Origin of the sequence: Streptomyces sp. NPDC093085 (genome assembly GCF_040683935.1) — a bacterium.
Lineage (GTDB): Bacteria > Actinomycetota > Actinomycetes > Streptomycetales > Streptomycetaceae > Streptomyces.
Genome location: NZ_JBFBFB010000001.1, coordinates 881,097 through 900,215, shown reverse-complemented (window position 1 = coordinate 900,215; position 19,119 = coordinate 881,097). Strand labels below are relative to the sequence as shown.

The window sequence follows — 19,119 nt, the reverse complement described above, 5'->3', positions numbered from 1 at the left end:
ACCACCGGCCGGGCCGGCGGCGCCGCGCGCCCACGTACCACCGCTCAAGCACGCGGCGCCGCAGCGCACCTGAAAGTGCTGCGACGCCGCGCTCCCCGTTGTTCAGTTGCGTCTGTGTGCCGCCCCCGTGCCCTCCGGCACGGGGGCGGTCAGGTGAGCAGGAAGTCCGCCTGTCCCGACTTGGCGCCCTGGATGAAGGCGGCGATCTCATTGGTGGTGTAGATCAGCGCGGGCCCGCCGGGGTCGGCGGACTGCCGCACGGCGACCCTGCCGTCGGCCAGTTTCATGGCCTCGATGCAGTTGCCGCCGTTGCCGCCACTCCACGGCTTGTGCCAGCCTTCCGTGCCGAGGTCGGCGGCGGGCATGCCGTTGTATATGGGGTCCATTCACAGCTCCTTGCGGACATCCTTGAGGATCTCCTTCGTGCGTTGTGCAGTTGCGGCCTGGGCCGCCATCCGGTCCATGACCTCCAGATGGGTGGCCACTTCGGGACGTGCGTCGAGGTAGACGGCACCGGTCAGGTATTCGCTGTAGACCATGTCGGGCAGCTCCGGCTCCGCGAAGCGGAACAGGACGAACGGCCCGTAGGTTCCCGGGTGATGCCCGCTGGAGAACTCCGCGACCTGGAGGGTCACGTTGATCATCTCGGCGGCTTCGAGGAGCCGGTCGATCTGGCCCCGCATGATCTCCGGGGAGTCCCCCACCGGGCGGCGCAGGACGGTCTCGTCCATGATCACCCAGAATCGGGGAGCCCCCTCACGGGCCAGCAACGACTGTCGTTCCATGCGGAGCGCCACATGGCGGTCGATCTCCTCCGGCGCGGCCTGCCCCACGGCTCCCGCCTTCATGACGGCACGGGCGTACTCCTCGGTCTGGAGCAGTCCGGGCACGAAATGCGGCTCGTACGCCCTCAGGAGGGACGCCGCGCCCTCCAGGGAGACGTACATGCTGAACCAGTCCGGCAGGATGTCGTGGAACCGCTGCCACCAGCCGGGCTTGTTCGCCTCCTCCGTCAGCGCGACGAAGGATTCGGTCTCCTCATCGGCGACTCCATACGCCTTGAGCAGTAACTGTACGTAAGGAATCTTGAGCGCGACCTCGGCCGTCTCCATCCGGCGGATGGTGGCCGGAGCCACCCGGAGGAGCTGGGCCGCCTCCTCCCGTCTCAGGCCCCGCCGCTCGCGCAGGTCCTGGAGGCGTTTGCCGAGTACGACCTGGCCCACGGTCGGGGCGGACCGCGGTTCGCTCACTTCTGGGTCCTTTCCCACGCACGGTTACCAGCAGTCTGCCATGCCTCCGGGGCGAAGAACATGGCACTCTGAATTTTTCAGAGTGCCACTTGCCAAGTGTCCCCGGCGGGTGGAGAGTGGATCGGTGAACCAGCTCACGCGGTTGTCGGGCTCTGCCATGGGAGAGGTCTTGCACGCATCCGCTGCTCCCCCACCGTTAGGAATCGGTCGTGGCACCTGGTAACGCGCTCACCCCCCAGCTCACCGCCCTGTGCCCGGGCAACGCTGTCCGCCGGTACGGATTTCAGTTGCCGGCGCACGCGGAGTCCGCAGGACGCGCCAGACAGCTCACGCACGACCGGCTCGTCCGGTGGGGCGTGGCCGAGGAGACCCGCGAGACCGCGGTCCTCGTCGTCTCGGAACTCGTCACCAACGCGATCGTGCATGCCGCGGGCAACCGCGTCATCTGCGAGATACGGGACGGCGGCGGGCAGCTCCGGATAGCCGTGGAGGACCAGGGGTACGGCCCCACGGGACCCCAGCTCCACCGGATGGCCGAGGACGAGACGGAGGGCGAGGGGGGACGGGGGCTCTTCCTCGTCGACTCGATGTGCAGTGGCTGGGGGGCCCACGACACATCGGGGTACGGACCCGGGCGGGTCGTCTGGGCCGAGCTGCCGCACTCGGGCCCGGCGCCGCGCCCGAGCGGGACGGCACCGCGCCCGAGCGGGACGGAGCCGCCGTGTTGAGGGCGGCGTTCCGGCGGCTGGCCCTGGGCCTGCGCGAGGACTCCGCGCGCGGGGTCCCGCTGCCCCTGCCGGCCACGCTGCCGGCCTCGCTGGGGTGCGACGCGGTGGGGCTGCCGGCGGAGCACGGCTTCCGGCTGATGGCCCGGCTGCCGCGCACGGGGTGTGTCTTCGCGGACACCGACTGGTGGTGGTGGATCGTCCCGGCCGGCTCGGACCTCGACCTGAGCTGGCCGTCCCCGGCGCGCTATGTCACGGGCACCACGGTCCCGGCCCGCCACCCCAAGCTGATCCACTGGCCCCAGGCACCCACGCCGTACACCCCGCCGATCCCCTTCTACCTGATGGTCTGCCAGCTCGCCGGGACGGCCCCGGCGTGGGCGGACGGGGCGGACGGCGGCGGTACGGGGACCACGGCGGCGGGCGCGGGCACCACGAGCCCGGGCATCGGCACGGTGCCGGCGCAGCGCCCGGCGCGCCAGGGCGGATAGCCCGCGCCGGGCGGGCAGGGGACGGGGCCGCAGCCCTGACGCGGTGTCCTCGGCCGAAGCCCTGACGCGGTGTTCCCACGCGGTGTCCTCAGGCGGAGCCTCAGGCGGAGTCCTTCACCACACTCCACCCACCGTCCACGAGCAGACTCGCCCCGGTGATGTACGCGGCCTCGTCGGCGGCGAGGAAGGCGATGGCCGCGGCGACCTCCTGCGGGGTGCCGAAGCGGCCCGCCGCCGTCGCCGCGACACTGCGCGCCCGGTCCGCCTCGGAGACCCCGTCCCAGGCGGCGGTGCGGATGGGCCCCGGCAGGACGGCGTTGACCCGTACCTCGGGACCGTACTCCACCGCGAGCTGGGAGCAGAGCGAGAGCAGCGCCCCCTTGGCCGCGGCGTACCCCGGGTGGCCCGGTATCCCGTGGTGGGCCTGGGCGGACGAGGTGAGCACCACGGAGCCCCGGTGGGCCCGCAGGTCGGGCAGGAGGGCCTTGAAGCCGAGGAAGCCCGCGGTGAGGTTGACGGCGAGCTGCCGTTCCCAGGAGGCGAGACTCAGCTCGTGCGCCGGGGCGACCTCGACCGTAGCCGCGTTGCTGACCAGCACATCGACACCCCCGAAGGTATGGGCAGCGCCGACAATGCTCTCCCACCCCTCCTCCCGGCCGACATCCGCGAGGACGAACGCGGCCCGGCCGCCGGCCTGCCGGATGAGCGCGGCGGCCGGCACCCCGCGCTCGTCGTCGAGGTCGGCGAGAACGACCGAGGCGCCCTCGGCGGCGAGCCGGGCCGCGGTGGCGGCGCCGATGCCCGAGGCGGCACCGGTGACGACGGCGACCCGGTCGGTGAAGCGGGCGTTTCCGTTCAGGGGGCGCATGGGGCGGTGGAACTCCTTGACCTCTGCGGGACGTTACGGTGTGCCACCGAGGTTAGTCACCCGTCCGCCCCCGGTGTCCGTCTCCTGCCGTACGGAGCCCACGAGTTCGCGCCGTACGCGACGTACCGGCACGGCGTACGCGACGCCCCGGCACGGCATGCCGACGCGGCGTACCCGACGGGACCGCTCCCCCTCCGTCGTGCGGGCCCGACCGGACGGGTCACCGCGATATCATCAAGGTTATTTCCCCACTCAAGACTATTTCCCGACTGGTTCCCCACTGGCGACCGGCTCGTTCGGAACGGGTCGCGCTCCTTGCGCGAGCGGCCCGTTCCCGGTCGGTTTCGATCACATAGGCTCATCCGCGAGATGAACAGCAATCACACCCCCCTCGGCCCGAAGGCCGACAAGGATTCGGTGCGCCGGCACAATCTGAGCCTGGTGCTCCGGGCCGTACGGGACGAGGGCGAGACCACCCGCGCGGGTGTGGCGGCCCGCTCCGGGCTCACCAGGGCGGCGGTCTCCTCCCTGGTCGAGCAGTTGCTGGAGAGCGGCTTCCTCTCCGAATCCGGCAAAACCTTCAGCGGGCAGGCCGGGCGGCCTGGCACCGTACTGAGGGTGACGCGTTCGGGACCCGCCGGGATCGGCGTGGAGATCAATATCGACTATGTGTCGGTGTGCGTGGTGGACCTGGCCGGCACCGACCGGGTACGGCTGACCGAGCACCTCGACAACCGGGGCGCGCCCCCCTCCGAGGTACTGGCCCGAGGCGCCCGCATAACGGCCCGCACCCTGGAGTCCGCGGCGGAACAGGGGTTGCACCCGGTAGGGGTCCAACTCGCCCTGCCGGGGCTGGTGTCGGGAGGCACCGTCCGTCAGGCCCCCAACCTGGGCTGGAACCGGGTGCCCGCACAGGCCCAGTTCGCCCGCGCGCTGGCCGGGCTGCGCCCCGACTCCCCCGAGCTGCCGGTGAGTTCGGACAACGAGGCCAATCTCGCGGCCCTGGCCGAGCTCTGGTTCGGCGGCGCGGAAGCGGGCGGCCCCGGAGCCCCCCGCACCTTCCTCTACCTGACCGGCGAGATCGGCGTCGGCGGCGCACTGGTCCTCGACGGCGAACTGCTGCGCGGGGCCCACGGGTTCGCCGGCGAGATCGGCCATGTGGTGGCCGACGCGGACGGCCCCGCCTGCCGGTGCGGCGCCCGTGGCTGCCTGGAACAGTACGCGGGCCAGTCGGCCCTGCTCCGCGCGGCGGGCCTGGACGAACACGCCGGGGTCCCGGGCGTGGCCGAACTGGAACGCCGGGCCCGCGTCGGGGACGCGGCGGCCGTGAGCGCGATCGAGCGCGCCGGCACGATGCTGGGCCGGGTCCTCTCGGGCGCGGTGAACCTGATCGACCCGGACGCGGTGGTGCTGGGCGGCATCTACCGCGAGCTGATGCCCTGGCTCTCCCCGGCGGCGGACCGCGAGCTGACCTCCCGGGTCGTCTCCGACCTCTGGCCCCCCGACAGCGGCCGCCTCCGCCCCTCCTCCTCAGCAGGCGACGCGGCCCGCGGCGGAGCGGCCCTGGTGGTCCAGGGGGTACTGGCCGACCCGGTGGCATACGTACGACGCGAGAACCTCACCGACCCGCCCGACTAGCACGTACGGGGCGGGCGGCCCGGGGGCCGGGTGGCCCGGGGCCGGGGAGACGCAGGGCCCGGAATATGGCACGCCCGGGACCGCAAGGCCAGAGACGGGCGGGCCCCGGGACCATGGCGAGGGCCAGGGACCGGGTGGCCCGGGACAGCGGACAAGTGGCCCAGGGCCGAGAACGGACCGGACCGGAGCGGACCGAAGCCGGGAACGGACCTCACATACCGCCGGCGACCTTCCCGAGCAGGGCAGCACTGGCCAGGACGTCATGGCTGACCCGGACCGCCCGGTGCGGCAGCACGGCGAGACGCGCCATGGCCTCCGCCCGAGCGCTCCCCCGCCCTCCCCCGTCCACGCCCCGCGCGAGCCCGAAGACATCCGGATACCGGTCCTCCGTGGCCCCCGACATGAAGTCGCCCTCCCCCAGCGCCCGGGAGCCGCCCCCGGCACCCGGTACGCCACCGGAATCGACCTGCGGAAAGAGCAGCCCGGCCACCTGCCCACCGGTGGCCAGGTCCACACCGAAGAGGCCCGGGAACTGATCCGGGAAGACCTGGACCTTCCGCTCCCGCTCCCTCCCGTCCCACAGCGGCGTGTGATGACCGGAGAGCAGCGCCCGGGTCACCGACGCGTGCTGCGTCGGATGGAAGCGGCCCCCAGCCCTCAGATACCCCCGCGCGATGACATCCCAGCCGAGGGAGCGGAGCAGCCCGAGCCCGATCGCGGCGGCGGAGGGCCAGGGCACGGCCTCGACACCCCGCTCACCGCTCGGCCGGACCAACACCCGGTCATTGGCGAGGAGTTGCCAGCCCCGCGAGGCGAGCAGCAGAGCTGTGGCGGTCTTCCCGGCCCCCTTGCCGCCGAAGGCGAGAAGAGCCGCGCCGTCGTCCGGCCGTACCACTGCGGAGGAGTGGAGCACGGCCCACCCGTCCCGGAGGAGCTGCCCCCGAATCGCCTCCCGCGCGAGGCGGGCGGCGGCGAGGGCGAGGGGCTGTGCGTCGGTCCCGGCGAGGACGAGACGGCCCGAGGAGGGCGTACTGCGGTACGCGATCCCTTCGCGCGGCGACGCGGCGATAACGTCCTCACCGTCGCGCGCCACCACCAGCGGGTGCTTCGCGTACGTCACAGCTTCTGTGGGCCGACCGTCATGGACGATACGGGCGACCTCCTCATAACCCGCAGGCTCGACATCCGCGACCACGACGGCCCCTGAGGGGACAGCATCGGCCGCCACCGATGCGGCGTTCCACCAGGGGCCGAAGTAGCGCAGGGCCCACACCGTGACCTCCGGGCGGTTGCTGAGCACGGTCACGGCCGCTGCGGCGGCCTCAAGTCGAGTGGCGCTGATCACGTGGCGATCCTCTCGGGAAGAGCGGGAAGGTGGGCGTAAGCCTCGCGGAGGCTGCCGGCGGCAGAGTCCAGCCCGAGGCGTTCGGAGCGGGTGAGCAGAGGCAGGCACGGCACGGCCCTGTCGCCTGTGAAGCGCAACGGAATACCAAGGTGGACGTCCCCGTACGGGACGGACAGTTCCTCGACCCCGTCGACCAGGCCGAGGGCCTTGCGGAGCGTCGAGAGCACCGCACCGGCAGGCCCGCAGCGGGTGCGGCCGATGCCGTCCCGGATCAGTCCCGGACGCCGCTGAAGCGCCGTTACGACAGCGTTGACCGGGACCGTGACCGGGTGGCCGGCGACCGTCGTGGTGGACACGCACAGGACGGCCCGGTCGCCGTGCTCGCCGATCACATGGCCGCGCACAAGGTCCGGGGGCACCTGGGCGTACCGGGCCAGGAGGAGCCGGTACCGGGCCGAGTCCAGGTTCGATCCGATCCCGAAGACCCGGACGACAGCGCTCACTTCGGCGAAGCGCCGGGCCATCAGGTCGACAGGGTTCGTCACCACGAGGACCGTCCCGTCGTACCCGCGCAACTCCCGCGCGAGCGCGCCGAGAGCGGGAGCGTTCGCTGCGGCGCCCGCGCGCCGTATGTCCGTCAGCGCGGTGTTCTTGAAGTCGGTGCGGAGCGCGATCAGCACAGCGTCGCAGCCGTGGAGGTCGGCGACCTCGCCAGCCTCGGCCGCCGTGCGCGAGCGGACGGTGTGAGCGAGATCCTGAAGGTCGGCGGCGAGGCCGAGGGCCTGGTCCGGCCGTCGCGCTACGACGAGAAGCCGTTCGGGCAGCCCGGTGGCGACCAGAGTGGCGGCGAGGGTCTGCCCCACGGCCCCCGCCCCGACGATCCCCACCACAGGGCCGCTCACCGGGCACGCCCCGTGGTGTGCTCGATCTAGGCGGCGACGGCCTCCAGGAGCCGGAGACCGGCCATCGATCCGGTCATCGGTCCGACGAGGAGGGCACTCACCCTGTCCACGACGCCCGCCACCGTACGGGCACGGGCGACGAGGGAACGCTGATGCGGAGCGAGGGAAAGATCCGGAGGTGCGCTGAGGCAGGTGGTCAGAATGTTCACGGTGTCCATGAGCCAGAGGATCAGGACCTCACGGAGCCGTGCCGCGCGTTCGTGCGCGGGCAGCGCCGCGATGTGCCGGGCGAGCGTCGACACGACTCCCCGTACGATCTCCTGTGCGGCACGCCGCTCGTGATGCCCGATCGCGAGCAGCGCCGTCCGGCCGGTGAGCTTCGCGATGTCCGGCTGAGGACCGGCGGCCCAGTGCAGGGCCGGGTCGATGAAGGTGAGGCAGGAGCCGTCGAGGAAGACATGCTCCGGCTTGAGATCCCCGAACACCACGGTGCGGCGGCGAAACGAGATCGCGCCCGCCATGCGGTGCAGTCGCCGCACCCTGCCCCGGAGCAGTTCCACAATCTCCTGACGTTCGTACTCCGGGAGTTCACGATCCCGGCCGAGCGCCCGAAGGTAGGCGTTGGCACTCAGACCGTTGAACTTCCGGCGGAAGACGCCGACGACGGACCGCTCGCGGATCGGCGCCACTCCGTGCAGACACTCCGCGCCGGCCGCCCCGTGCAGACCAGCGAGGGCAAGAAGTACCGCGTCCAGAAGCTCGCCCGTCTCCCATGGGCGGGCCCACACCGCATCAGCCAAGGGCATCCCGGTCACCCTCCGCGTCAGCAGGACTCCGTCGCGCAGACCGGCTGTCTCACATACCCGTAAGCCTTCGAGTTGACGAAGCGCTTCCAGATGCCGTGCCTCGCGCGCGGTCAGCAGCTCGCTGCTCCGGACGTACGCCCGCTGCCCCACCCGCAACTCCTCCCCCGTCCCTCCGCCGCCCCGCAGAACCGACACCAGGGACAGCCCCAGCCAGCCGTACTTGGCGATCAGCTCCTGGCCGTCCACCGTGACCCGGCAGACGTACGAGGTGACGCTCGGGCACTGCGGCCCGAGAACAGCCTTACTGTCCGGCCAGAGCTCCTCCACCGCGCGGGTGATGGTCCGCCGGGTCGCGGTACGCAGCAGGGCCGCGCGTACCGCCGTATCGTTTGTCGTGCTCATCGACCGGCTCCTCATGGGATCGGGCTTCCTTCAAGGGCTCTCGCCGCACCACGGCATTGGTCACCAATTCACTGGTGACGATCTCGGCGCCGTCCCGCAAGCCGTCCATGCCCCAGACACTCAGGGCCAGACACACCAGGCGGCGCGCCCCGGACACGGATTCCGGGAGCCTGGGCAGCGTCTCGGTGTACGCGGGCAGCGTGCCCGTTCCGGTCTCGACCATGACGAGCGAACCAACCCTGACGGGCCTGGAGCGTCTGCCGGCCGGTGTCGCCACGACCGTGACCATGCTCCCGGGCCGTGCTCCCATCACCCCGTTCTCCACCTCGGTGGGGGCCGCCGTCAGACACACCGTCGGGTGGTGAGCCTCCAGATCAGAGCCCATGCCTCGCAGCCTCCCGGTTAGCCTCATTCAGGGACACCACGACCGTAGGTGTTCGCGCATTCACCAAGAAGTGACTGCGAGTACAGGTGGTTTATCGGGAACCACCGGGATCGGAACCTCAATGCGGCCACGCCCAGCACCATCCCTGACCACCGGTAAGGCAAGCGGCTCACATACCCGGATCGGCCTGCTCAGCGGCCATGTCTTCCGGATGATTCGTCGGCAGCACGGCTACACCCAAGAGGAGGTGGCCGAACTCCTCGGCGTGTCAGCTGACACCATCGCAGGCTGGGAGACCGGACGGCGCCCCCTGACCGCCATCTCGGTCGGACAGACGCTCGTGCTTCGTCACCGACTCATGAGGTTGCGCACACCGTCAGCTCTTCTTCAGGCCCTTGAACACGCCTTGGAGGCAGATGTTCTTCTGGCCAGCGTTCTGGACGAGGACGCGCCTACCGATGCCAGCCCTCTTGGTTCGATGGTGATACAGCGCGACCTCGCCGAAGTACTCGCCTGGCCCCTCAACGGAGTGGCTCCAGGATCCGTCCGCGCGCTCCCGGCCCCTTCCCGTCCACGACGGGGACCGGCTCCGGCCGGACCCGAGCTGACCGCGTCGGAACGCCGCACCTTCTTCACCCGGATGCGGACCACGGCTGAGCAAGCACGCGGTCCGGAGCAATTCCTGCTGCGCCGCCAAGCTCTGTATCTGTCCGGGTACGGCATGGTGTCCAACACTGAGGACTGGTTGGATCAACAGCAGCGTACGAACACCTCGGACAACTGGCTCACCGCATGGCTCACCGGCCGCTCCGTCGCCGCCGTGGCAGCCAGGCAGGGGGACCGTGAGCGAATGGCCCACTTCATCGACAGTGCCCTCCTGGACAACGATGCCGGTGAGGCAGCCAATCTGGCCTACTGGGCGTACTGGATCGGGGAGATCACCGTCCCGCAGCTCTCTGACGACTTCATCGCCGACGGTTCCTTGGGCGCGTGGACCGGCGACAAACTCCTGGCTCACCTCGCCGAAGGCATGGCGCCCCACCACGGCTACGCCGATCTGAACATTCACACCGTGTGGGCGCTCCTCCAGGTTCGCCCCGGCCTCCTGCGCTCGGGCGCGGCAGCTCGCGCCCTTCGCGATCGGCTCCCGTTGATGTTGGATAGCCGTGAACTCTCGGCGCGCGGGCGGCGGGAATTGGAAAGCATCCGGTACGCGATCCGCCTCGCGGAGGCGTGAGAGGAGCACGACGGTGTCCGAGGACCTGACTGCTGTGGCCCGATTCCTGTACGAGGCGGGCACTCTGAAGTCCACCAGACGCAGTGGCTGGTGGATGGCCGGCGTCAAGGACCCCGAGTCGGTGGCCGATCACTCCTGGCGTACCGCCCTCATCGCCTCCGTCATCGCGAGACTGGAGGGAGCGGACCCGGCGCAGGCCGCGCTCCTCGCCGTCTGGCACGACTCGCAGGAGACCCGTACCGGGGACGTCAACCACCTCGGCAAGAAGTACGGCAACGGCAGCGAGGCCGATCCCCGGGACATCACCGCCGACCAGGTCGGCGGCATGCCCGAGGTCGTGGCGGCCACCGTGAGGGAACTCGTCGCCGAGTACGAGGCGAAGGAGTCCCCGGAGGCGGTCTGCGCGCGCGACGCCGACAAGCTGGAGTGCATGATCCAGGGCATCGAGTACCGGGCCCAGGGGTACGCCAACGCGCAGCGCTGGATCGACAACAGCCGGCGTCGTATCACCACACCGTCCGGACAGGCGATCGCCGATGCCGTGCTGGCGACCGGATCGCTCGACTGGCTGCGCTCGGCGCTCGGGGAGAAGCCTTGACCCGGCACCACTCCGGCGAGGCGCCCTGGCAAAACGGACGCGGGCCCGGCGCGCGGTCGGGTCAGGCTTCCGTGCTCTCCTCCGCCACCCAGGCCAGATACTCCTCCGAGCCGCCGTCGACCGGCAGGACGATCCATTCGGGTACGTCGTAGCTGTGGGCGTCCTTGACCCACGCGGTCAGGTACGGCAGACGGGCCCGGGTCGTCTTGTACGAGATACGCCACTCCCGCTCCGTCCGCACCGCCCCCTCCCAGCGGTACACCGCGGTGAACGGCGGGTCGACATGGGCGCACGCCGCGAGACGGCGCTCCACCGCACCCGCCGCCAGCAGGGCCGCCTTTCCCTCGTCGTCCATGGTGGTCTGCGCGATCACGATCTCCGTCGGCACGTCCAACTCCCTTTCCTCGTACGGGGAGAACGACCCTACCCAGAGGCGATTCCGGTGGGGCGGTCCGACAGGCCGTCGGGCCAAGGCCGCAGCGCCTCCCCGGCGCGGTTAGCCTGCGGGGATGGAGCGGATTCAGCGGGCTGCCGGTGTTGTTGTCGGATCGGCGGTGGGGGATGCCCTGGGGGGGCCCTTCGAGTTCGGGCCTCAGGGGGTGTTCTCCGCGCGGTTTCCTGTGGCGGGGGCTGGTGGTGAGATGTGCGGGGGCGGGGGTTGGGAACCTGGTGAGGCGACCGACGACACGCAGATGGCCGTCCTGGTCGGGGAGTCACTGCTGGAGCGGGGGCGGCTGGATCTGCCGGATATCTTCGGCCGCTTCCAGCGGTGGGCGGCGTCGGACCCCAAGGACATCGGCTTGCAGACCGAGGACGTCCTGACCAACGGCATGCCCTGGGACCTCGCCGCCGCGACCCATTTCCAGGCCGGCAGGCGAGCGGCGGGGAACGGCTCCCTGATGCGGGCGTCGACCGGTGCGGTGTACTTCGCCGCCGGGGGGCGGGAAGTCACGATGGACGCGGCCCGGCGTATCGCCGCTCTCACCCATGGGGATCGCGCGGCCTGGGAGGGCACCGCGGTCTTTCATGAACTCATCCGCGTCATCTTCGAGGGCGCCGACCCCCTCGCCGCGCTCCCGGACATCCTGGCTCTCGTCCATCCCGGTCACCGCGACCGATACACCACGGTCCTCGCGCCCGACTGGCACCCCGATCAGGCCACCGAGTTCAACGGTGCCGTCTGGCCCTGCCTGGGGTCCGCCGTCTGGGCCCTGCGTACCACCACCGGTTTCGAGGACGCGGTGCGCGCGGCGGTCGACCTCGGCGGTGACACGGATACCGTCGCCGCGGTGACCGGAGGGCTCGCCGGGGCGTATTACGGGGTGGACGCGATTCCCGGTCGCTGGACGAGGACTCTTCATGTCCCTCTCCCCGGGTTCGGCGGACGGGTGCTGCGTCTGTCGGATCTGCTCGGCCTTGCCCGCCGCCTCGGAGAGTGAACCAGGTGCGGTGGGCTGGATCGGGCGTGGGCTGCTGACAGCATGCGAGGGGGCACGGCGTCGGGCACGCTCCTCGGGGGTGGGAGCGTGCCCGGCGGCCGTGCGGCGGGGTGGCGGGGTTGGGCGTCAGCGGGCTCCGAGGAGGTGGTCCATGGCCAGTTGGTCGAGGTGTTCGAAGGCCATGCCCCGGGAGCCGGCGGCCTCGGGGTCGAAGTCTTCGAAGGCGGTGCGGTCCGCCAGGAGGGTGGCCAGGCCCTCGGGGGCTGTGGGGTGGGAGAGTTCGGGGACTCGGGAGGCTTCCAGGGCCTCCTGGACCAGGGGGTCGGCGCGGAAGGCGGCGGCCCGCTCCTTGAGGATCAGGTAGTTGCGCATGCAGCCGGCGGCGGAGGCCCATACGCCGTCGAAGTCCTCGGTGCGCGGGGGCTTGAAGTCGAAGTGGCGGGTGCCGTCCCAAGAAGCGTTTTCCAGGAGGTCCACCAGCCAGAATGCGGCTCGTAGGTCGCCTGCGCCGAAGCGGAGGTCCTGGTCGTACTTGATGCCGTTCTGGCCGTTGAGGTCGATGTGGTAGAGCTTGCCCGCCCAGAGGGCCTGGGCGATGGAGTGCGGGAAGTTGAGTCCGGCCATCTGTTCGTGGCCGACCTCCGGGTTGACGCCGAAGAGTTCGGGGCGCTCCAGCTTGTCGATGAAGGCCAGGGCGTGGCCGACCGTGGGCAGCAGGATGTCGCCGCGCGGCTCGTTGGGCTTGGGCTCGATCGCGAAGCGCAGGTCGTACCCCTGCTCGGTGACGTACTCGCCGAACAGGTCGAAGGCCTCCTTCATCCGGTCGAGCGCGGCCCGTACGTCCTTGGCGCCGCCCGACTCCGCGCCCTCGCGCCCGCCCCAGGCCACGAAGGTCTTCGCGCCCAGTTCGGCGGCGAGGTCGATGTTGCGCAGGGTCTTGCGGAGCGCGTAGCGGCGGATGTCGCGGTCGTTCGCGGTGAACGCGCCGTCCTTGAAGACCGGGTGGGTGAAGAGGTTGGTGGTGACCATGGAGGTCACCATCCCGGTCGCGTCCAACGCCTGGCGGAAGCGCTTGACGTGCGCCTCGCGCTCGGTGTCGGAGGAGCCGAAGGGGATCAGGTCGTCGTCGTGGAACGTCACGCCGTACGCGCCGAGTTCGGCGAGGCGCTGGACGGAGACGACCGGGTCCAGGGCCGGGCGCGTCGCGTCGCCGAACGGGTCCCTGCCCTGCCAGCCGACCGTCCAGAGGCCGAAGCTGAACCTGTCCTCGGGGGTGGGGGTGAAGCGTTCCGTCATGCTCTGGCCGCCTTCGTTACCTCGGTTCCGGCAGACACCGGACCTTTTTGTTTCCTGACATGATTAATATGACACGGGGTCCCGTCAGGGAGAAGAGTTCGGCATCTCGACGGCATCTCGACGGCGCCTCGTCGGTGGACATCGGGGTCCGGTGCGACCGGTTCCGGTGCGGCTCCGCTTCGCGTAATTTGTTCTCTCCACCTTCAAAACCGCTGCTCGGAAGAGGTACGCCCATGTCGCAGAGCCCGGTCGTGATCGGCGTGGACAGTTCCACCCAGTCCACGAAAGCGGCCATCACCGACGCCGCCACCGGCCGGCTGCTCGCCGTGGGCCGGGCCCCGCACCGGGTGACCGGGGAGGGCGGTGCCCGGGAGAGCGACCCGGAGGTGTGGTGGGACGCGCTGCGCGAGGCGGTCGCCGCCGGGCTCAAGGAGGCCGGCGTCGCTCCGGGGGATGTCGTCGGGATCGCCGTGGCGGGACAGCAGCACGGGCTGGTGGTGCTGGACGGCGGCGGCCGGCCGCTCCGGCCCGCGCTGCTGTGGAACGACACCCGCTCGGCCCCGCAGGCCACCGCGCTCACCGAGGCGCTGGGCGGCCCCGAGGCCTGGACGGCGCGGACCGGCTCCGTACCGGTCGCCTCCATGACGGCGTCCAAGTGGCAGTGGCTGCGGGAGAACGACGAGGCGGTCGCGCGGGCCGCCGCTGCCGTCCGGCTCCCCCACGACTTCCTCACCGAGCGGCTCTCCGGCGCCGCGGTCACCGACCCCGGCGACGCCTCGGGGACCTGCTGGTACGCGACGGCGACCGGTGGGTACGACGAGGAGCTGCTGACCCTCCTCGGCCTCGACCCGGAGCTGCTGCCCTCCGTCGCCTCCACCGGCGCCACCCGGGTCGGCACGCTGACGGCCGGGGCGGCGGCCGAACTCGGGCTGCCCCCGGGCGTCGCGGTCGCCGCGGGCACCGGCGACAACATGAGCGCGGCGGTGGGGCTCGGCCTCGGCGGCGCCGGGCTCCTCGACCACCCGGCGCTCTCCCTGGGCACCTCGGGCACGGTCTTCGCCGCCACCCGCACCCGCCCCGCCACCCCCGCGCTGGCCGGGTTCGCGGCGGCCGACGGTACGTATCTGCCGCTGGCCTGCACCCTCAACTGCACGCAGGCCGTGGACAAGGTGGCCGCGCTGCTCCGGCTCGACCGGGAGGACGCCGTACCGGGCGGCGAGGCCGTCCTCCTGCCGTACCTCGACGGGGAACGCACCCCCGATCTGCCCGCCGCCTCCGGGCTGCTGACCGGGCTGCGCCACGACACCACCCCGCAGCAGCTCCTGGGCGCCGCGTACGAGGGCGCGGTCGTCACCGTCCTGCGCGCCCTGGACGAGGTCTCCCGTGCGTGCGGGCTCGACCCGGCGGACCCGGAGGTGGCGGGCCGTCCGATCCGGCTGGTGGGCGGCGGCGCGCGGGGCCGGATGTGGGTGGAGACCGTGCGCCGCCTCTCGGGCCGCCCCCTGATCGTCCCGGCCGGCGGCGAACTGGTCGCCCTGGGCGCCGCCGCGCTCGCCGCGTCCGCCGCGACGGGCGAGGACCCGGTGGCGGTGGCGACGGCGTGGCAGGCCGGTGAGGGGACCGAACTGGCGCCGGTGGAACGGGATCTGGAGACCTGGGAGCGGGTCGGTACGGTGCTGGACAGGGCGGCGCCCACCCTGCTGGCCTGAAGCCCCCGCCGACACCGCCGCCGATACCGCCGCCGATACCGCCGCCGACACTGCTGGGGCTGTTGTGGCGGGAGTGGCGGCGGCGGTTGCCCGCCCGTCCGCCATCCGGCGCGGGGGCCGCGGGGCGGGGCGGCCCGTTCGCGGTGCCGTACGGCGTCGACGGGGCCACCGCCCTTCCCTGGCCTGGCGGGTGGGCCTGCCCGGCCGGGCCGCTACGGCTACGGCTACGAGTGGGCCTGCCCGGCCGGGCCGCTACCGGGGTTCCTTGCCGCGCCCCCGGCCCCGGAGCCCGCTCACCCCGTGGCCACCCCCTCCGCCGCCCGCGACAGTGCCGTGAGCACCGGGCGGATCAGGGGGTGGTCCTCGGCGCCCCTGCGTACGGCGGCGAAGACGCGGCGGGTCGCGGCGGGGCCCGTCACGGGGCGTACGACCGTGCCCGTCAGCTCCATGCCGCGCAGGGCCGAGCGCGGCACCAGCGCCACCCCGGCGCCCGCCCCCGCCAGGGCGACGACGGCGCGGAAGTCGTCCGAGGAGTGGACCAGCCGGGGCTGGAAGCCCGCCCGTTCGCAGGCGAGCTGTATGACGTCGTGGCAGGGGTTGCCGGGGTAGGGGCCGATCCACTCGCTGCCGGCGAGGCCGTCCAGCGTGACCTCCTCGTCGGGGGCGAGCGGATGGGCCTCGGGGAGCACCGCGTCAAAGGGCTCCGCGTACAGCGCGACCCGGGAGAGCCTCGGGTCGTCCTCGTGCGGGGCGCCCCGGTACTCGACGGCGACCGCGACATCCGCCTCCCCGTCCAGGACCAGCGGCAGGCTCTCGTCGCCCTCCGCGTCCCTGACCCGTACCCGGATCGCCGGGTGCTCGGCGGCCAGCCGGCGCAGCGCGGGGGCGAGGACCTCCGCGATACCGGTGGCGAAGGCGGCGACGGTGACCTCCCCGGCCGCGCCGCCCGCGTACGCGGCGAGCTCCGCCTCGGCCCGTTCGAGCTGGGCGAGGACCTCGTGGGCGTGGGCGAGCAGGATCTCCCCGGCCGCCGTCAGCCGGACGCCCCGGCCGCTGCGGGTCAGCAGGGCGTGCCCCGTCTCCTGCTCCAACGCGGCGAGCTGCTGGGAGACGGCCGAGGGGGTGAGGTAGAGCGCGGCGGCCGCGGCGGTCACCGTACGGTGCTCCGCGACCGCCCGCAGGACGCGCAGCCGGCGAGGGTCGATCACCCGCGCCATCCTGCCAGGCCGTACGGCGCCGGTCCGCGCGCCCTCCGCCCGACCGCCCTCCGCCCGAACGCCTTCCGCCGGGCCGTCCGCCCCCGAAGCGTCCGCCGGCCGGCCGCCGGGCACCCGTACCTCCTCGGCGGTACGGGTACGCGTACGGAGCGTCCGGGGCGGGGCCGTCGGCCGGGGCATGGTCCGGGCCCGCGGACGGGGCCGGGGCAGGGGCTGGGGGACGGCCGGGGTGCTGGTTCCGGTCAGCTCGCCACCGCCTCCCGCGCCTCCACGAAGGCCCGTACCGCCCGCCGTACGTCCTCGGCGGAGTGCGCGGCGGAGAGCTGCACCCGGATCCTGGCCCGGTCCATGGGCACCACCGGGTAGGAGAAGCCGATCACGTACACCCCGCGCTCCAGGAGCGCTTCGGCCATCCGGCCGGCCAGCGCGGCGTCCCCGATCATGACCGGGGCGATGGGGTGGTCGCCGGGCAGGATCTCGAAGCCCGCCTCGGTCATCTCGGTGCGGAAGAGCTTGGTGTTGGCGTCGAGCCGCGCGCGCAGCTCGTCCGCGCCCTCCAGCAGGTCGAGGACCTTGAGGGAGGCGGCGGCGATGACCGGGGCGAGGGAGTTCGAGAAGAGGTACGGGCGGGAGCGCTGGCGCAGCAGGGCGACGATCTCGGCGCGCGCCGCGACATAGCCGCCGGACGCCCCGCCGAGCGCCTTGCCCAGGGTGCCGGTGAGGATGTCGACGCGGTCCATGACGCCGTGGAGTTCGGGGGTGCCGCGCCCGCCGGGGCCGACGAAGCCGACCGCGTGCGAGTCGTCGACCATGACCAGCGCGCCGTACCGGTCGGCCAGGTCGCAGATCTCGGCGAGCGGGGCGACGTACCCGTCCATGGAGAAGACGCCGTCGGTGACGATCAGGCGCCGCCGGGCGCCCTGGGACTCCTGGAGGCGGGCTTCGAGCTCGGCGAGGTCGCGGTTGGCGTACCGCAGCCTGCGGGCCTTGGAGAGCCGGATGCCGTCGATGATGCTGGCGTGGTTGAGGGCGTCGGAGATGACGGCGTCCTCGGGGCCGAGCAGGGTCTCGAAGACGCCGCCGTTGGCGTCGAAGCAGGAGGAGTAGAGGATCGTGTCCTCCTGGCCCAGAAAGGCGGAGAGCCGGGCCTCCAGCTCCTTGTGGATCTCCTGGGTGCCGCAGATGAACCGTACGGAGGCCATGCCGTACCCCCAGCGGTCCAGCGCGTCCTTCGCGGCGGCGACCACCTCGGGGTGGTCGGCGAGGCCGAGGTAGTTGTTGGCGCAGAAGTTGAGCACGGCGCCGGAGCCGCCCCCCTCCGGCCCCTCGGCGCCCTCGGCGACGGTGACGGAGGCGCTCTGCGGGGTGGAGATCACGCGCTCGGGCTTGTGGAGACCTGCGGCGCGGATCTCGTCGAGGGTGGCGGACAGTTCGTCCCGGACGGACCCGTACATGGGGGCTCCCTGCGTATCGGTGGAGATGGAGGGGGTGGAGATGGTGAGAGTGGGGGTGAGGCGGGGCCTGCGGGAAGCTCAGGCGGTCCAGTCGAGGAGGATCTTGCCGCTGCGGGCGGTGGCCGCCTCGTCGAACGCGGCGTCGAAGTCCTCGTACCCGTAGCTCCCGGTGATGACGGGGGTGAGGTCCAGGCCGCCTTCGAGCAGCACGGTCATCGCGTACCAGGTCTCGAACATCTCGCGGCCGTAGATGCCCTTGATCGTGATCATCGAGGTGACGATCTTCGACCAGTCGACCGCGAACTCCTCGGCGGGCAGCCCCAGCATGGCGATCCGGCCGCCGTGCGTCATGTTGTCGACCATGTCGCGCAGCGCCTCGGGGCGGCCCGACATCTCCAGGCCGATGTCGAAGCCCTCCTTGAGGCCGAGCCGGCGCTGCGCCTCCGCGATACCGCTGCCGGGGGCGGAGACATCGAGGGCGAGGGTGGCGCCGGCCTTGCGGGCGAGTTCCAGGCGGTGCGGGCTGACGTCGGTGATCGCGACGTTCCGCGCCCCGGCGTGCCGGGCGACGGCGGCGGCCATGATGCCGATCGGGCCCGCGCCGGTGATCAGGACGTCCTCGCCGACCAGCGGGAAGGAGAGCGCGGTGTGCACGGCGTTGCCGAACGGGTCGAAGATCGCGGCGATGTCGAGGCTGACCTCGGAGCGGTGCACCCAGACGTTCGATGCGGGCAGGGCGACATACTCCGCGAACGCCCCGTCCCGGCCCACGCCGAGGCCGACCGTGCTGCGGCAGAGGTGGCGGCGGCCCGCGAGGCAGTTGCGGCAGGTGCCGCAGACCAGGTGGCCCTCGCCGCTGACGAGGTCGCCGACGGCGATGTCCCGTACGGCGGGGCCGACCTCGACCACCTCACCGACGAACTCGTGGCCGAGGATCCGGGGCGCGGTGACGGCCCCCCGGGCCCAGCCGTCCCAGGAGCGGATGTGGAGGTCGGTGCCGCAGATGCCGGTACGGGCCACTTTGATCAGCACGTCGCCGTCGCCGGTCACCGGCTCGGGCACGTCCATGAGCCACAGCCCCGGCTCGGCCTTCTGTTTCACAAGTGCCTTCATGCGGGCGGGCTCCCGGGGTTCTGGTTCTGGCGCTGATGCCGGTCACGGTGTCGGCGCTGGTACCGATCGGTGATCACTGCTGTGATCGGCACCAATGTGCCGACCCGCGGCGGCTCCGGTCCATCGAGGATTTCTTAAGCGGCCCCACAGCGCAGCTTCACACGCCCCCGGTCACGCCCCCTTCACGCCTTGGCCGGGCACCCGTTCGGGCCGTTCGGGCCGTTCGAGCCCCCGGTGTGCCCCC

General features: G+C 72.2%; 20 protein-coding genes. 8 read left to right on the top strand and 12 right to left on the bottom strand.

The features are described from left to right. Positions 1-149: 149 nt before the first annotated feature. Together AB0O07_RS03695 and AB0O07_RS03690 are read right to left on the bottom strand one after the other, a co-directional pair. The gene (locus AB0O07_RS03695; protein ID WP_365626241.1) at positions 150-386 is read right to left on the bottom strand and encodes a DUF397 domain-containing protein; all 237 of its coding nucleotides are present in this window, start codon (positions 384-386) and stop codon (positions 150-152) included. Next, positions 387-1,250, bottom strand: coding sequence for a DUF5753 domain-containing protein (locus AB0O07_RS03690; RefSeq protein WP_365626239.1), 864 nt, complete (start codon positions 1,248-1,250; stop codon positions 387-389). It abuts the gene before it with no gap. A gap of 209 nt (positions 1,251-1,459) precedes the next feature. On the opposite strand from AB0O07_RS03690, the gene AB0O07_RS03685 reads away from it, so the two are divergent. Continuing rightward, complete coding sequence (locus tag AB0O07_RS03685) at positions 1,460-1,978, top strand: ATP-binding protein (RefSeq protein WP_365626237.1); 519 nt, start codon at positions 1,460-1,462, stop codon at positions 1,976-1,978. Between the two features lie 17 nt (positions 1,979-1,995). After that, complete coding sequence (locus AB0O07_RS03680) at positions 1,996-2,466, top strand: hypothetical protein (protein WP_365627965.1); 471 nt, start codon at positions 1,996-1,998, stop codon at positions 2,464-2,466. A gap of 100 nt (positions 2,467-2,566) precedes the next feature. Here AB0O07_RS03680 and AB0O07_RS03675 read toward each other — a convergent pair whose 3' ends face one another. Further along, the gene (locus AB0O07_RS03675) at positions 2,567-3,334 is read right to left on the bottom strand and encodes a glucose 1-dehydrogenase (protein WP_365626235.1); all 768 of its coding nucleotides are present in this window, start codon (positions 3,332-3,334) and stop codon (positions 2,567-2,569) included. 369 nt (positions 3,335-3,703) lie between these two features. On the opposite strand from AB0O07_RS03675, the gene AB0O07_RS03670 reads away from it, so the two are divergent. After that, positions 3,704-4,972 carry an ROK family protein gene (locus AB0O07_RS03670; RefSeq protein ID WP_365626232.1) on the top strand — a complete coding sequence of 423 codons (1,269 nt, stop codon included), beginning with the start codon at positions 3,704-3,706 and terminating at the stop codon, positions 4,970-4,972. Positions 4,973-5,183: 211 nt separating this feature from the next. Here AB0O07_RS03670 and AB0O07_RS03665 read toward each other — a convergent pair whose 3' ends face one another. The 4 genes from AB0O07_RS03665 to AB0O07_RS03650 are packed head-to-tail and all read right to left on the bottom strand — an operon-like array spanning position 5,184 to position 8,650. Beyond that, entirely contained in the window at positions 5,184-6,317 is a 1,134-nt protein-coding gene (locus AB0O07_RS03665) for a hypothetical protein (RefSeq protein WP_365626229.1), read from the bottom strand. After that, positions 6,314-7,219 carry an NAD(P)-binding domain-containing protein gene (locus tag AB0O07_RS03660; RefSeq protein ID WP_365626226.1) on the bottom strand — a complete coding sequence of 302 codons (906 nt, stop codon included), beginning with the start codon at positions 7,217-7,219 and terminating at the stop codon, positions 6,314-6,316. The genes AB0O07_RS03665 and AB0O07_RS03660 overlap by 4 nt, the downstream gene beginning before the upstream one ends. Positions 7,220-7,245: 26 nt before the next feature. Then, positions 7,246-8,427 carry a hypothetical protein gene (locus AB0O07_RS03655; protein ID WP_365626223.1) on the bottom strand — a complete coding sequence of 394 codons (1,182 nt, stop codon included), beginning with the start codon at positions 8,425-8,427 and terminating at the stop codon, positions 7,246-7,248. Then, positions 8,327-8,650, bottom strand: coding sequence for a hypothetical protein (locus tag AB0O07_RS03650; protein WP_365626220.1), 324 nt, complete (start codon positions 8,648-8,650; stop codon positions 8,327-8,329). The genes AB0O07_RS03655 and AB0O07_RS03650 overlap by 101 nt, the downstream gene beginning before the upstream one ends. Here AB0O07_RS03650 and AB0O07_RS03645 point away from each other — a divergent pair. From AB0O07_RS03645 to AB0O07_RS03635, 3 genes are all read left to right on the top strand, one after another. Then, positions 8,649-8,792 carry a hypothetical protein gene (locus AB0O07_RS03645; RefSeq protein WP_365626217.1) on the top strand — a complete coding sequence of 48 codons (144 nt, stop codon included), beginning with the start codon at positions 8,649-8,651 and terminating at the stop codon, positions 8,790-8,792. The two genes, AB0O07_RS03650 and AB0O07_RS03645, sit on opposite strands and share 2 nt — an antisense overlap. Before the next feature lie 141 nt (positions 8,793-8,933). Next, a complete protein-coding gene (locus AB0O07_RS03640) occupies positions 8,934-10,049 on the top strand; it encodes a helix-turn-helix domain-containing protein (RefSeq protein ID WP_365626215.1) in 1,116 nt (371 codons plus the stop codon). A 13-nt stretch (positions 10,050-10,062) separates the two neighbouring features. Next, a complete protein-coding gene (locus tag AB0O07_RS03635; protein ID WP_365626212.1) occupies positions 10,063-10,647 on the top strand; it encodes an HD domain-containing protein in 585 nt (194 codons plus the stop codon). A 61-nt stretch (positions 10,648-10,708) separates the two neighbouring features. On the opposite strand, the gene cutA is transcribed toward AB0O07_RS03635, so the two are convergent. Further along, the gene (cutA, locus tag AB0O07_RS03630) at positions 10,709-11,035 is read right to left on the bottom strand and encodes a divalent-cation tolerance protein CutA (protein ID WP_365626209.1); all 327 of its coding nucleotides are present in this window, start codon (positions 11,033-11,035) and stop codon (positions 10,709-10,711) included. 121 nt (positions 11,036-11,156) lie between these two features. Here cutA and AB0O07_RS03625 point away from each other — a divergent pair, with 121 nt between their 5' ends. Beyond that, positions 11,157-12,086: an ADP-ribosylglycohydrolase family protein gene (locus tag AB0O07_RS03625; RefSeq protein WP_365626206.1), complete on the top strand. Its 930-nt coding sequence runs from the start codon at positions 11,157-11,159 to the stop codon at positions 12,084-12,086. Positions 12,087-12,212: 126 nt separating this feature from the next. On the opposite strand, the gene xylA is transcribed toward AB0O07_RS03625, so the two are convergent. After that, the gene (gene xylA, locus AB0O07_RS03620) at positions 12,213-13,382 is read right to left on the bottom strand and encodes a xylose isomerase (protein WP_365626204.1); all 1,170 of its coding nucleotides are present in this window, start codon (positions 13,380-13,382) and stop codon (positions 12,213-12,215) included. Between the two features lie 233 nt (positions 13,383-13,615). Between xylA and xylB the strand changes: the two genes are divergently transcribed. Continuing rightward, positions 13,616-15,091 carry a xylulokinase gene (gene xylB / locus AB0O07_RS03615; protein ID WP_365626201.1) on the top strand — a complete coding sequence of 492 codons (1,476 nt, stop codon included), beginning with the start codon at positions 13,616-13,618 and terminating at the stop codon, positions 15,089-15,091. Positions 15,092-15,384: 293 nt separating this feature from the next. Here the strand turns inward: xylB and AB0O07_RS03610 are convergent, their stop codons facing one another. From AB0O07_RS03610 to tdh, 3 genes are all read right to left on the bottom strand, one after another. Next, the gene (locus tag AB0O07_RS03610; RefSeq protein ID WP_365626198.1) at positions 15,385-16,299 is read right to left on the bottom strand and encodes a LysR substrate-binding domain-containing protein; all 915 of its coding nucleotides are present in this window, start codon (positions 16,297-16,299) and stop codon (positions 15,385-15,387) included. 251 nt (positions 16,300-16,550) lie between these two features. Further along, the gene (locus AB0O07_RS03605) at positions 16,551-17,762 is read right to left on the bottom strand and encodes a glycine C-acetyltransferase (protein ID WP_365626195.1); all 1,212 of its coding nucleotides are present in this window, start codon (positions 17,760-17,762) and stop codon (positions 16,551-16,553) included. A 78-nt stretch (positions 17,763-17,840) separates the two neighbouring features. Beyond that, positions 17,841-18,875: an L-threonine 3-dehydrogenase gene (gene tdh / locus AB0O07_RS03600; protein WP_365626192.1), complete on the bottom strand. Its 1,035-nt coding sequence runs from the start codon at positions 18,873-18,875 to the stop codon at positions 17,841-17,843. Positions 18,876-19,119 lie beyond the last annotated feature (244 nt).

What these genes read in the sequence shown, in the direction of transcription:
- tdh (WP_365626192.1), bottom strand. Translation starts at nt 18,875, where the DNA reads ATGAAGGCACTTGTGAAACAGAAGGCCGAGCCGGGGCTGTGGCTCATG.
- AB0O07_RS03625 (WP_365626206.1), top strand. Translation starts at nt 11,157, where the DNA reads ATGGAGCGGATTCAGCGGGCTGCCGGTGTTGTTGTCGGATCGGCGGTG.
- AB0O07_RS03675 (WP_365626235.1), bottom strand. Translation starts at nt 3,334, where the DNA reads ATGCGCCCCCTGAACGGAAACGCCCGCTTCACCGACCGGGTCGCCGTC.
- AB0O07_RS03645 (WP_365626217.1), top strand. Translation starts at nt 8,649, where the DNA reads ATGACGAGCGAACCAACCCTGACGGGCCTGGAGCGTCTGCCGGCCGGT.
- AB0O07_RS03605 (WP_365626195.1), bottom strand. Translation starts at nt 17,762, where the DNA reads ATGTACGGGTCCGTCCGGGACGAACTGTCCGCCACCCTCGACGAGATC.
- AB0O07_RS03640 (WP_365626215.1), top strand. Translation starts at nt 8,934, where the DNA reads ATGCGGCCACGCCCAGCACCATCCCTGACCACCGGTAAGGCAAGCGGC.
- AB0O07_RS03655 (WP_365626223.1), bottom strand. Translation starts at nt 8,427, where the DNA reads ATGAGCACGACAAACGATACGGCGGTACGCGCGGCCCTGCTGCGTACC.
- xylA (WP_365626204.1), bottom strand. Translation starts at nt 13,382, where the DNA reads ATGACGGAACGCTTCACCCCCACCCCCGAGGACAGGTTCAGCTTCGGC.
- AB0O07_RS03650 (WP_365626220.1), bottom strand. Translation starts at nt 8,650, where the DNA reads ATGGTCGAGACCGGAACGGGCACGCTGCCCGCGTACACCGAGACGCTG.
- xylB (WP_365626201.1), top strand. Translation starts at nt 13,616, where the DNA reads ATGTCGCAGAGCCCGGTCGTGATCGGCGTGGACAGTTCCACCCAGTCC.
- AB0O07_RS03670 (WP_365626232.1), top strand. Translation starts at nt 3,704, where the DNA reads ATGAACAGCAATCACACCCCCCTCGGCCCGAAGGCCGACAAGGATTCG.
- AB0O07_RS03695 (WP_365626241.1), bottom strand. Translation starts at nt 386, where the DNA reads ATGGACCCCATATACAACGGCATGCCCGCCGCCGACCTCGGCACGGAA.